This window comes from Pseudoalteromonas sp. SR41-4, assembly GCF_014163985.1.
In the GTDB taxonomy this organism is placed as follows: Bacteria; Pseudomonadota; Gammaproteobacteria; order Enterobacterales; family Alteromonadaceae; genus Pseudoalteromonas; species Pseudoalteromonas rhizosphaerae.
Genome location: NZ_JACJEI010000001.1, coordinates 326,417 through 338,708, shown reverse-complemented (window position 1 = coordinate 338,708; position 12,292 = coordinate 326,417). Strand labels below are relative to the sequence as shown.

Below are 12,292 nucleotides of genomic sequence, written 5' to 3'. Positions count from 1 at the left end.
TCTAAACTAGGTCCACCCCTAATTCAGCTGTCAAAATAATACAAACCAAAGAGCGGCAAAATATTTCAACGCGCTACCTCTTTCAAATTAGGTATGGCTTTTATACGTAAATCATCAGTCCAGCAAATCGATTTACTCGACTATTTTTATGCCGTTTCTATTTTAAAATAACCTGTTTGTTACTGCGAGTGTAAATACGTTTTTCAGGTTTTGTCCATTCACCCTTTTTTAAATAAGAGGTAGAGACAACAAACTGCTCATCTTTAAAATCACTGGTTGATTTTACTTTTGTAATGCCTTCTTTTGAACCTGTTACGGTTTCGTATGCTACAAACTGCGTAGGGCTCAATACTTTCAATGTCCCTTGAGTATAAAAGCCTGCTGTAGTGAAATAATAAAAAACTAATGACTGCTTTTTACTATCCCAAAATATCATTGATTCGCCGCCATATTCACCTTCATTAATTGAGTGAAGGGTACGAATTGCTTTCCCATTGAGGGCTCGCTCCCAGCGACTTACATCCTGAATCTTTGGCTTATTATCGGCAACATTGAAATCAGCTTGCCATGTGCCGAGGTAAGGTTTAAATACTTCAAGCTCTGGTGCTAAGTCAATCGTTTGTGCACTAATAGCACCAGCGTAGATAAAGCAAAAAGATAGTAAAAGTGTTTTTAGGTATGACATAATCGTGCCTATCATTATTAGTTTTTCAAATTGTAGTATAGGCGAGAGTCCGTTGATTAAAAAAACATTATTGCTTTTTTCTGTTAGTTTTCTAGTTGTATTAGTGATTGGTGGGCTGCTTGATTATTGGCCATATTTGGTCGCCAGTGTTTACTGTACTATGAGCAGTATTACGTTTTTAGTTTATAAATGGGATAAGCGTTTGGCGATAGAGTCAACAGATCAGCCTATTAGAGTGCCGGAACGTAGTTTACATATTTTAGCATTAATTTGTGGTTGGCCGGGAGCACTGATCGCTCAGCAATGGTTAAGACATAAATCACAAAAACGTGCATTTATTGCGGTACTTTGGCTCACTATCATTATAAATACTTCTGTATTAGGGGCTGCCTATTATTGGCAATTGCTTTAAATTGATGCACTATCAGGTAACCTAAAAATAACAAAAGTCTGATTTTATGTATTTTTTATATCGCTGCTATCATTTTATTTTAAAATGTATTGTTATTTTTATTGGTATTCCTGATCCGCGTTTGTATCAAGGTTATAGCGGGTTTAAGCAATGGCTTGCATTACTTAATCCTAATAAACCTGTGTTAGTTGTAACTGACAATACGTTAAAAAATTTAGGCGTTGTTGCTCCCATTTTAGCTTTGCTGGATGAGCAGGCAATCTCTTGGCAGCTGTTTAGTGACGTTGATGCTAATCCAACGATTAGCAATGTTGAAAGCGGTTTAGCACTTTATCAGCAATACACATGTCATAGTATTATCGCCGTTGGTGGCGGCTCAGTAATTGACTGTGCCAAATTAATTGGCGCACGTGCAGTAAGACCTAATAAATCAGTTAAGCAGTTAAAAGGCTTGTTTAAAGTACTGAAAAAACTTCCCCCATTATGTGCTATTCCAACAACCGCAGGTACTGGCTCAGAAACGACCGTTGCTGCGGTGGTAAACGATCCGCAAATGCAAACAAAATATGCCGCCACTGACTTTGCTCTTGTACCAAGTGATGCAGTTTTAATTGCTGAGCTAACACAAACGGTGCCTGATTTTATTACCGCAGCTACAGGTATCGATGCACTCACGCATGCACTTGAGGCATACATAGGCACTAATGGCCTTGCTTTTAGTGATGACAAGTCATTGCGGGCAATCGAACTTATTTTACAAAATTTATTAACAGCGTATAAAAATGATAATGACTTAGTTGCGCGGGAAAATATGTTACTCGCTTCATTTTATGCAGGACAAGCGTTTACCCGAACATCTGTAGGTTATGTGCATGCTATAGCGCATCAATTTGGCGCGCAATACGGCACAGCTCACGGTTTAGCAAATAGTGTGGTATTGATGCATGTGCTGAAATTTTATGGTTCCAGTATAGATAAAAAGCTGGCGGCTATTGCTGATCATTGCCAATTAACACAATCACACCAAAAACCAGCAGAAAAAGCAGCAATACTATTAAACACCTTAGAGCAGTTACTTATTGATCTAGCTATCCCTCGTCATTTAAAAGAGCTAAAAGTAGCTGATATACCTAAGCTTGCTGATGCTGCAATTGTAGAGGCTAACTGGGACTATCCAGTACCAAAATTTATGAACGTAGCTCAATGCCAAGCCATTATTCATAAAGTAGTGAGTGATACGTAATTAATGAAAACCTTCCCATCAGCACAGATAGGGAAGGTTTAAGCGTTAAATTAGCGTTTTAACTGTGCTTCAGGTTGATTTAATAATTCAATTATAGGATTTTGTGCAGTGATTTTTGCTTTAAGAGCAAAGCCGATCAATAACCCTGCGATAAAGCCACCTATATGAGCGCCATAATCGATACCATCAGGTGCTGCAATCATGCCATAAATATTGATCCCTAACCAAATTACAAAAAACCACACTGCAGATAATTTCTTTTGATAAATGATAAACATAAAAGTTAGGCTGGCGTGCCTAAACCACATTAAGTACATACCAAATAGCCCTGCAATTGCGCCGCTAGCCCCGACACTTGGAATAATCGAGCTGGGATCAACGATAAAGCTAGCAAAAGACGCTGCCAAACCGCATACCATATACCATATTAAAAACTTTTTATGACCTAATACGTCTTCGAGGTTATCACCAATAATGTATAAAAAGTACATATTACCAATAAGGTGCATTACTGAGCCGTGTAAAAAAACACAGGTAATCACGCTCCATAAATGTTCGCCTTGAGAGATCTTACTTGGATTCATTGCAAATAATTCGAGGGTGGCACTGAATGCGTCTGAATTGAAAAAATACAAGGCAAAAACAATGGCATTGAGTGCAATTAAACCGCGAGTAACCCACGGCGTTTGTTTTGGTTTTAGGTTATATTCAACGGGCATTTGCGTTAAAAATTGAAACAGATAAGTTTTCCAACTAACTTTTTGGTTTAGCTTGTCTAGGCTTGCTTTGAGCTCGGGGCTGTTTTCAACGCTTTCTAATTGACCTTTTTCAATCCAACTGCCATCACAATGACGGCAAACATCAATTTCGGTATGAAAATCTTCGAGTAAATGAAAGCGCTCAAGGTTCTTACTGCAATCGGGACAGTCTAGCTTAGAAATACCTAATGACTCACCAAAATGAGTCTCGTATTTTTCACCAATAGGACCTTCGTTGATTTCGGCAATCATCCGGTTAACTTCGTTTTTTTCAAACCATAAGCCACCGCATTCGCGACAGATATCTATCTCTTCACCTTGATAATGAGTAACATCCAAAGGGTGATCTTTGCAGTGAGGGCAGCGTTTAGTTGGCATTATCAGCCTCCTTCAATGAGCCGATAATAATATCGTTTTGTTGTAATTCTTGTTGTAAATTTAATGCACTAGCTTTTAGTTGAGGTAATGTTTGTTGCTCAATAATATCGGCAATTTGATTTAGTTCAATTGACGCTTGGCGCGCAGACATTTTACGCTTTAACGCCGCATCAATGACAAACTCAGCACGACTATAAAAACGACGAATTTGTGTTAGAAATATACTCGGAGTTTCAAGAGTTGTTGGTGAGTACTGCATAGTTTGCCAAATATACTTTTCAAGCGTGGGTTTATTATATTCAAGTTCACTTGTGTGTGGGCTTTTGGCTAAAAGTAACGAATAGCGTTTTATATTCTCTAAATTATCATTTACTTCATCATATAATGAAGTACGCAAATAATAGTTATCCTCCATTTTACTATATGAATCAAATTTTAGTGCTTGCTCTAAACCGCTTTGCGCAGCTAAGTAAACACCAAAAATAGTTGAAAGTACTAAAAACACTTGGTTCAACCAAAAGCTAGTACTTTTTAGCTCTTTATTATCAACTTTTTTCAGTACGTTAGGTATTCGAGGAGGTGTATTTGCTTGGTCAGAGTGGTTTTGTGATGACTCCAAAATTCATATCCTTATTTTTACTGTCCATTTAATAAGCGCAACAGGATACGGGGATTTTTTTAATACGACAATTACTTTTTATGGAAACTATACTTAATTTTTAACACAGGCAATACAAATTGGTGATGGCAAGAATAAACTTGCCATCAGTGGTGTCATAATGCAGATTGGCTTGCTTCAATTTGATCTAACTCGATAGTCAGGATCGTTTTCTTATCAACAGTAACCCACTTTCTATAGGTTAAGTAACCGTCTTTAGTAATTTCGATGTCGTATTTACCTTCATCGAGTTCAATACCTGCTTGGTATTTCGGCTTTATATTCATTATGCGAATACGGGCATCATCAGGAGAAGTAATAACGGTCAGTGATATTGCACTGTTTACTTCTTCTGTGGTGACAACAGATTGCTCAGCAGAAGCCGTCTGTTGTTCAACTTTAGGGTTACTTGAACAACCTGATAGCATCACTATAGCAACCAGCGCACTTAATTTTTTCATAATTACTCCATTAAATTGTTCATTATAAACATCTTTGTTTATATCACTTTTAGCAACGAAAAATCATGGAATAACAATAGGAAGGATTATGTATTTACTAGAGTCTTCCATGACTTTTATATTTACTTTAACTATAAATCAAATGGCATTTTAGTATGTATAAGGATGAGGTTCAAATCATAGTTGCAAAAAATACCAGTTTTCCTTATTTTATTATGTTTATAGCAATAAAAGAAACAGTTTCATTATGACTATAATAAATATTAGTTTAGGGTTTTGCTCTTTTTAAGCTTAGTAAATCGTTGCCACGTACCCAATATTAAAAAAGCGACTAGCATAAATACAGTGATGTAAAAGGCCATTATGGCCACTTTGATCATTAGTAAACACGCGATAATAATGGCGAAGATGATCGCGATACGAATAATAGGGCTTTTGATAAATCTATTTGAAAAAAGTAAGGCGGTTAGGCTTAGCTTGCTGCGGGTGTTTTTCTTAACATCCATGTTTTGTGTCCTTAGTGTTTTTTGTATTAGCGTAATTTACGCGTTTAAATTAGTGTGTATTTTATGCAGTGATAACGCCATCATCGGTATTCTCACGCTCAAAATTGAGATTAAATTGGCCTTGGCGATTAATCGTGAAAATGGCGCGCGTCCAGTTTTCTGGTTGGTGTTTAGTGGCATTCACAAATAGGGTGTTGAATAAATCGACTATCTCGTCTGTCACGGTAATCGGCTGTTTGCTTGTATCAGCAGCAGTTTGATAATGGGCTTTGCATTCAAGTACGTTTTCATCTTCACAATTTAAAATAAGTTGTGCTTCAAGCCACGGCTCATTTATTTGCTGATAAAGGTACTGACCTAGGTGATGCGAGATGTTTTTTATGTCTGGTTGCATGTGCTGTCCTTAGCCATAGATAAATTGAATCTATTAGTGATCATAACTTTCAATTTCATCAGCCAGCTCTTGATCCCATTCAAAATCAATATTGAAGTCGCCTGATGGCTCAAGTGTAAAGGTAGCCTTATTCCATTTAATTTCTGGGTTATCTGACATTATCGTAGAGAGACTTTGGAACTCTTTAAATAAGTAATACCCTGATTCTAAATCAAAGCTTTTATCCTCAAAATTTGTATATGTTGCATCAAACTCAGCAGCATCACCAAAAAACTCAACCTCAACCTTGCACTCTTTCCAATCAGCAGTGATTTGCTGTACTAGATATTCTGCAATATTCTCGTAAATATTATCAACATTATTCATTATAATTAACCCCCTATAGCAATAAAAAATTACTTTGATGGAGTTGTTTTAATTATTGAATCCAAGAAAGCATCATTAGCTAGCTTTAGCTTTGTTAGGTCATAATTCGTCGTCATTTTCTTCTAGGATAGCTAAAAACTCATGGAAATTTACGCTAATATTTCTTATTGCTTTATCACCATCTTCGAGTTGTGAAGAGATAATAAATATAACTTCGGGCTCAGTCAGTTTATGACGAAAATCAAAAGCGATTAAATTTGAATCAAAAGTTATAGCGATAGGCACTATTTTATTCGATAAAAATTCATCTATTTCTTCTTTTTGTTCGGAGATGCTATAAATGTCAAAATTATCATCTATTAACTCTTGGCAATGAAGGAAGTGTGCGATTGAGCTTTGCCCTTTCCCTACTTTAAAAGATGAATAAAATGGCTTATCTCCAAAGTGTAATTCTATGAAGTTTAAAAACTCTGACGGGAATTTAATCTGAAGTTCGCATTCAAGTTCCTTTAAGTAATCGGGATTGTAAGTTGGCTTATTTTCTTCCCACAAATACGGTTCACATTTTAACATAATTAATACCCTCCTCCCCAAATAGACATACCACCAGTATGCCTAAAAGTGTCATGTGTTGTTCTATCAATAAGCTGCATTCTGCCAGTATCTTAATGATGATGCCATGTTAAACCCTTTGCTGGATCTTTCGATGGTGGTTTTTTCATAATATGTACTACTTGTTCATTACTTAATCCTAGCGTCTTGGCTAAACTTGGGTTTCTTTCTAATTGCATAGCAAGATTTTTATTTGCTGCTTTAAAATGTTCAGTAGCTTTACCCGAAGTTATATGACGATCAGGTATGTGGGTATCAAATTTACTGTCAAATATGGGGAAACCATTCGAATCATACTGTAATTTCTTGCCTTTTCGATGTAAGTACCCATTTTCATCCAGGTTATTCTTATTTCTAATTGTAATTGCATCAGAGGGTTGTCCACCAATAGGGATAACTTTCCCATCTGGAGTTAATTTAGGTTTTCTGGCAAGATCATTTATTTTATCCAAACTATTAGGGTCAATAGCGGTGTTTCTGTTAACCGTTTTAGCCCCCTTTAAATCATTCCCTTTCGGCGCATCTAATTCATTGGCTACTGTTTTCTTCGGTTTGCCTACTACACCTGTACTTGCCGGTGGCTCAAATTCATCGAGGGCTTTATTTACGCGATTGCCAATTTCTTGCGCTGCGTTTCTTACCCCTTGGTCTATTTGCGGGGTGACTTCATCAAGCTGTTTGACCATGGCTTGCATGCCGTCAATGGCCGAGTCTGGCAGTAGGAGGTCGTATTTCCAGCTGGTTGAAATATCTTGCAAGGTATCTCTAAAGCTTTTAATAATTGCTTTGACTTCACTGGCGGCTTGTTTGCCTAAGTCTTGCCAGTTTATTTTACGTAAATACTGAACAAGGTCGCCTTTGCCTACTTTCGTTGGGTAAAGAGCCGGAATACTGCAATAGCGCCTTCCATGGACTCACCGCTGTTTTTAATCACGACTTTTCCCACGCCTTTTACAGCAGAGTATTAAAGCGTTTATGGAGTAAAAGCTAATGAAAGGCTAGGACGCTAGTCTTTAAAAAAACTGTAGCGCCTAGCTTCACAACATCCATGTTGTTAAAGAGCGGGTTTATTTATACGTTCGTTTATTCTGGTTTTGGTGGGTTTACATTAATTAACCAATCAGGAATATACTCATTTTCAACAGTAAGTTGATAACCTTTGACTTCTTTAGCGATAACAGCCATTGCGGTTAGTGGTATTGAAATGGCGCCACGGTCATTCCACATGCGCTCTTCATCACTGTAATATTCTTGGTGCAGTAATAAAGCTTTTTCCATGGTGCTGTTGTAGGCTTGCTCACCATTTTCGGTGAAAATCGCTTCGATAACAGAGACCAACGGCCACTTGAGACGACTGGCATACAAATACGCTTCATCAATAGGGTAATCATCCGGGTTAGAGGTGATATACGCTTGCTCTAGCAGGTGCGCTAAGTCGGCGCTTGGGGCGAACAGTCCTTTGAGTAAATCAGCTAAGGCATAATCAAACGGTTTGAGTTGATTGCCGTAATTAGAGTTTACAAACACCTCATTGTCGATGGTGGTTAAAAAATCTATGGCCTCTTGGTTGCGTACGATAATCGCGGCATATAAAGCAAGTAGCCAAACAGGGTGCTCTGCGTTTTCAGGGTTTTTCTTGCCAACCACCTCTAGGTATTCATCGTCATAAAAAAATGGAAAGGCTTGACCATCATTGGCGTTACTTTGAAAAATACCTAGGCCTAATTGCGATGCGCGTAGCAAGTACAGCCAAGCATGATAACCATTGGGGTTTTCAATGGCTTCCATTGGGAATGATTCAATTAAATTTCGTTTAAATTGAGTTTGCAGCCCTAAACTTGGTTTTTTTTGGATGCGAGGAATGTTTTTTTCTTCGTGTTTTTTGTATCGCTCACACATGTGTTCATAACTTACTTTTGCAAAGCTGTAATGGCTTTTAATCATCTAAAAAATCTCCTTAAAATCCGATATCAAAAATAGACACATCAATAACGTCAATTAGTCCATTGTCATTGGCTTTTTGTTGTATGCCAATATACTCTAGCGTTCCATCTAGTTTTGCGTCTTCTAGTGAATCTAACATATCTTGAATACCTTCAACCTGCTTAGTAAAGGCTTTTTCGCCGACTTTACCATAGCGAGGGTCTTTTGTGAGGCGTTTCATCTGCTCGGTATAATTATCAATCACAGAATCCATGTACTTGGCGGAGCCTTGCTGTGCACGTTCCTCTCCAGCTATTCTGCTACCCCATGTTGCATTACCGCCTTTGGCTTCCATGATAAGGACTTTACCATCTTCGATGACATACACTTGGTCAAACTCGCCTTGTTTGCCGTTACCGGGTAATTTGGTGTTTAACGGTTTGGCGTTAGGGTAATTTTGTTGTACGTAAATGCGTGCGGCTTCTTCACCTAAATCTTCACTGGCCAATCGCATGGCTTTTTGTGCATCTGTTAATGCTTTAGCGTCGCCTGCCAGTAATGCAGCGTCACGTTGTGCAACGGCTTTATTACGTGCTGTTTCTAATGTTTTTAAACGCTTTCTTGCGGCTGAATCTAAGTTGCTGTGTTTAATTTTTAGTTTTTGTGAAATGGTGTTAAACACATCGATTTGGTCAGATACAGTAACTAACGCGCCATTTTCATAACGCAGTTTCGGTGGTTTACTCCCATCTATGCGCTGTATGATAACTTTACCGTCTGCATTGGTGTATGCACGGTAGTTGCCACGAATATCATCGGGAAGATTCTCTAATAAATAGTCAGCATGGGCTTTGGCTGACACCTGCGTGGTTACGCCTCGGTTTGTACCTGGTTGTAATGTCGCATCGGGTTTGTCAATGTGCTCAATTAATTTAGGTTGCTCAGGCGACACGGTATGCGAGGTGGTTTTGTTAAGTTGCTTGCGTTTGAGTATGTCGGCCATCTCGACTAATGAGCGATTCGCATTGACGAGATGCTTGGATTTACTTGCCGCAGAGGCTGCGGCTCCCGCACCGCCCGTTAACAGCGCTAATAATATCTCAAACGCCATAACACCGGTTAAACGTTGTTTATCAACGTAGGAATGCGCTTCAATATAGTCATACGGGAAGCGCGCTAATGCACTGCGGGTGTCTGCATCGTCCATTAAGGCAAGTAATAGTTCAAACGCCTGTGATAATGCGCTGGTCGTTTTTTGGCTAAAGGCTAAAATGGTTTCAAGTTCTTGTTTAACAGCGTTTTTATCACCACTTGCAACGGCGTCAATCATTCTAAAACAGGCCGAATACACACTGATATTGATATCAATCCCTAGTACGACTAAATCAGCGATACCCGTTACAAGGGATTTAGCGCCTTGATACAGACCCGTTGCTCTTGCGCCGGTTTCAATCATCCATTGGGTAAAAAAGTCTTCTTGCTCAAAAATGGCATCCCCAATCGCGGCTTGCCTGCGAATTTCATCAAGCATGGAGGTAAGGTGTTGATTGAATTCTTTGCGCAATTGAATAAGGCGTTGCTCATCGGCTTGGGTGGTTGCTGACAATGTCACTTGGCTTTTACCTTGTGGTAAATTAGCCAAGGTTGCTACGCCATTCGCCAGGGTGCCGGTGTGTTCAACACCATCATTATCAATAATATGGTAGTCAACACCTTCAATGGCAGAGCCATCCTCGTAGAAGTATTCAAGTTCAAGCTGAGCGAGTGCGCCTGCAGATAGCGTATTGTCACTTAAATCAAACGCGGTGATTTGGCTAATACTCGCAGGACTTGAGGCACTTGGGCTACTGGCTGTTTGCGGGCTGGTTATATCGTAATCAACTGGTCCATCAAAGGTGACAATGTTGCTGTCGAGCGTGAGTATATTGGTAGCGATGATGGTGGCGTTGCCTTGGCTATCGAGTTTAATTTCGCCGCCGGCGTTATGAATGATTAAATCGCCTTGCCCAGAGCCTGTGATGTTAATTGACTTACTGGTTTGTAAAAACGTTGAGCCATTTGGTACGTTGAGCTTTAAATCACTGTTATTAGTCTTTAGTAAAATATCACTTTGCGCGTTTATTTTAACCGCACGCCCCGAAATTAATGATAGCTCTTGGTCAGCTTTAACATCGATTTTTTTACCTATGAACGCATTGTTGCCGGCACTCTGGTAATTTATATTGCCGTTGTTAGTTTGTTGTTTGAGTTCATTTTTAACATCAATAAATTGATTGTTCTTTATCACGAACTGTACATTGCTTTGCTCGGTTTCTAGGCAGAGGTCTTTTCCTGCGTGCAAGTTTATAGTGCCTAGTTGGCTTATCCATTCTATGAATTGGCGGCCAGACTGTTGTTTGGCGTTTAGCTCAAAGTAATGTTCACTGGCAAGGGTTTGTAAAATAACTTTTGGCTCATTGTCGTCATCATCAAATAGTAGTTCGTTGTGGGCTGCGGTTAATAATCGGTTATGCGTTGGATTGGCGGCGGTTACTACGCTTGGTTGATCGCTATTTAGTGCAAAGCCCATAATGTAGGCGTGATTTGGGTCGTTGTTAATACAGCCTATTAGTACCTCTGAACCACCGACGAGTGGAAAGTGCCATCCAGTGGCCTGAGTTTGGTTTTGGCATGCATACAGAGCTAACTTTTGCAAGGCAGGGCTTGACTGCGTTATAGGTCTGGCATTTTTGTCAAAATCAACGCGGGCTCGATATTGCCCGTTGTCATCAATAAATGCATTGCCGGTCAGTGATTCTACTTTCGCAGGGAATACCATCGGTTTTGCTTGATGGGGAATAGGGAGTGGCTTAAAGGGGGTGCCTCGCTCAATAAATTGCGCTGTACAACTGTATTTAGTTAAACCCTCATGGCTACTTTCGTCACTTGGTTGCTCGCTGTAGTGCTCGACTGCGATACAGAGCAAGTCACCACTGCTACCAATGCCGGTGTTATCACTTAATGAAATCGAACATCCCGCAAATAAATCACATACGTTACCAGTTAAGCTAATAACTTTATTTAAACTCGCTAGTGCATTACTAAAATTTTGTGCTTGATTAGTTGCGGCGGATTGCGATAACGCACAGGGTTCAAAGAATGATTGGCTATTGCTGGCAATGGTATTAAATTGCCCATAGGCTGCACTGTTTGCAGTATTGTTATAAATAGACTCAGTAAGTTGAGCATGCATAAAGCCAACAAATTGCTCTCTGTGTTGGTTATTCATTCCAGCGCTACTGGTAACTTCTAAAACGCCGCGCTCAAGGTAGGGACTATTTAAATTACTGTCGCTTATCACCAGTATTTCAGCCGAGTCTTTGCTTTCAAACCAATAAAATAAACCATGGGAAGCCAGTAAACGATGAAAAAACTGCCAGTTACTTTCCATTGCTTGTACGCACTGAGGCATATCAGCAAACGGTTGGGTAACTCTGAAATCTACTTGACCTTGAGAGTATCCGGCTTGTGATGCTAGGTAGTGTAAAACATCTTTTAAATTAACCCCGATAAATACTTTGCTATCTGAGGTGTTTTTTAGCGTACTCAATCGATCTTTAATGACGATATGATAGCGGCGTTTTTTATTGAATAACCCAAGATCGGTGCTTTGTGTTATGAGGCCTGCTTGGTGGCGATAGTAATTGTCTTTATTTACAAATGTAATTAAGGCCGATTGTAATAATAAATCGTTTAAAGGCTCATCTGTGAGGGTGTCGAAAATCAGGTCAAACTCAAAGCTTTTATTTAAGCGTTCAATTCCCTTTACCTGAGTTACGTTCATTGTTTTATTATTAATATCTAACAATAATCGTGATTTAGACATTTCCTTGTCCTTTTGCTACCTTGGTCGATAA

General features: G+C 39.1%; 14 protein-coding genes. 2 read left to right on the top strand and 12 right to left on the bottom strand.

The annotated features are described in order from the left end of the window. Window positions 1-157: 157 nt before the first annotated feature. Window positions 158-685: a hypothetical protein gene (locus H5180_RS01300; RefSeq protein WP_182757504.1), complete on the bottom strand. Its 528-nt coding sequence runs from the start codon at window positions 683-685 to the stop codon at window positions 158-160. Between the two features lie 52 nt (window positions 686-737). Between H5180_RS01300 and H5180_RS01295 the strand changes: the two genes are divergently transcribed. Both H5180_RS01295 and H5180_RS01290 read left to right on the top strand, forming a co-directional pair. Continuing rightward, the gene (locus H5180_RS01295; protein ID WP_145242014.1) at window positions 738-1,097 is read left to right on the top strand and encodes a DUF1294 domain-containing protein; all 360 of its coding nucleotides are present in this window, start codon (window positions 738-740) and stop codon (window positions 1,095-1,097) included. A 46-nt stretch (window positions 1,098-1,143) separates the two neighbouring features. Further along, the gene (locus tag H5180_RS01290; RefSeq protein WP_182757503.1) at window positions 1,144-2,340 is read left to right on the top strand and encodes an iron-containing alcohol dehydrogenase; all 1,197 of its coding nucleotides are present in this window, start codon (window positions 1,144-1,146) and stop codon (window positions 2,338-2,340) included. A 50-nt stretch (window positions 2,341-2,390) separates the two neighbouring features. Here the strand turns inward: H5180_RS01290 and H5180_RS01285 are convergent, their stop codons facing one another. From H5180_RS01285 to vgrG, 11 genes are all read right to left on the bottom strand, one after another. Next, window positions 2,391-3,476 (bottom strand): rhomboid family intramembrane serine protease, encoded by a 1,086-nt coding sequence (locus tag H5180_RS01285; RefSeq protein ID WP_145242010.1) that lies wholly within the window; start codon window positions 3,474-3,476, stop codon window positions 2,391-2,393. Further along, window positions 3,466-4,095 carry a hypothetical protein gene (locus H5180_RS01280; RefSeq protein WP_259397348.1) on the bottom strand — a complete coding sequence of 210 codons (630 nt, stop codon included), beginning with the start codon at window positions 4,093-4,095 and terminating at the stop codon, window positions 3,466-3,468. Before H5180_RS01280 ends, H5180_RS01285 begins: the two co-directional genes overlap by 11 nt. Window positions 4,096-4,250: 155 nt before the next feature. After that, window positions 4,251-4,595 carry a PEGA domain-containing protein gene (locus H5180_RS01275; RefSeq protein WP_145242524.1) on the bottom strand — a complete coding sequence of 115 codons (345 nt, stop codon included), beginning with the start codon at window positions 4,593-4,595 and terminating at the stop codon, window positions 4,251-4,253. A 263-nt stretch (window positions 4,596-4,858) separates the two neighbouring features. Then, entirely contained in the window at window positions 4,859-5,101 is a 243-nt protein-coding gene (locus H5180_RS01270; protein WP_145242522.1) for a hypothetical protein, read from the bottom strand. Window positions 5,102-5,162: 61 nt separating this feature from the next. Then, entirely contained in the window at window positions 5,163-5,495 is a 333-nt protein-coding gene (locus tag H5180_RS01265; protein ID WP_182757502.1) for a DUF600 domain-containing protein, read from the bottom strand. A 33-nt stretch (window positions 5,496-5,528) separates the two neighbouring features. Further along, window positions 5,529-5,861, bottom strand: a complete 333-nt coding sequence (locus tag H5180_RS01260) for an immunity protein YezG family protein (protein WP_182730839.1) — start codon at window positions 5,859-5,861, stop codon at window positions 5,529-5,531. 99 nt (window positions 5,862-5,960) lie between these two features. Continuing rightward, window positions 5,961-6,434: an SMI1/KNR4 family protein gene (locus H5180_RS01255; protein WP_145242511.1), complete on the bottom strand. Its 474-nt coding sequence runs from the start codon at window positions 6,432-6,434 to the stop codon at window positions 5,961-5,963. A 2-nt stretch (window positions 6,435-6,436) separates the two neighbouring features. After that, the gene (locus H5180_RS23800; RefSeq protein WP_084204281.1) at window positions 6,437-6,514 is read right to left on the bottom strand and encodes an HNH endonuclease; all 78 of its coding nucleotides are present in this window, start codon (window positions 6,512-6,514) and stop codon (window positions 6,437-6,439) included. Between the two features lie 12 nt (window positions 6,515-6,526). Next, the gene (locus H5180_RS23405) at window positions 6,527-7,231 is read right to left on the bottom strand and encodes an HNH endonuclease (RefSeq protein ID WP_220493010.1); all 705 of its coding nucleotides are present in this window, start codon (window positions 7,229-7,231) and stop codon (window positions 6,527-6,529) included. A gap of 325 nt (window positions 7,232-7,556) precedes the next feature. Next, window positions 7,557-8,417 carry an immunity 49 family protein gene (locus tag H5180_RS01240; protein WP_182757501.1) on the bottom strand — a complete coding sequence of 287 codons (861 nt, stop codon included), beginning with the start codon at window positions 8,415-8,417 and terminating at the stop codon, window positions 7,557-7,559. Between the two features lie 13 nt (window positions 8,418-8,430). Next, window positions 8,431-12,261 (bottom strand): type VI secretion system tip protein VgrG, encoded by a 3,831-nt coding sequence (gene vgrG, locus H5180_RS01235; RefSeq protein ID WP_182757500.1) that lies wholly within the window; start codon window positions 12,259-12,261, stop codon window positions 8,431-8,433. Between the last annotated feature and the right edge of the window lie 31 nt (window positions 12,262-12,292).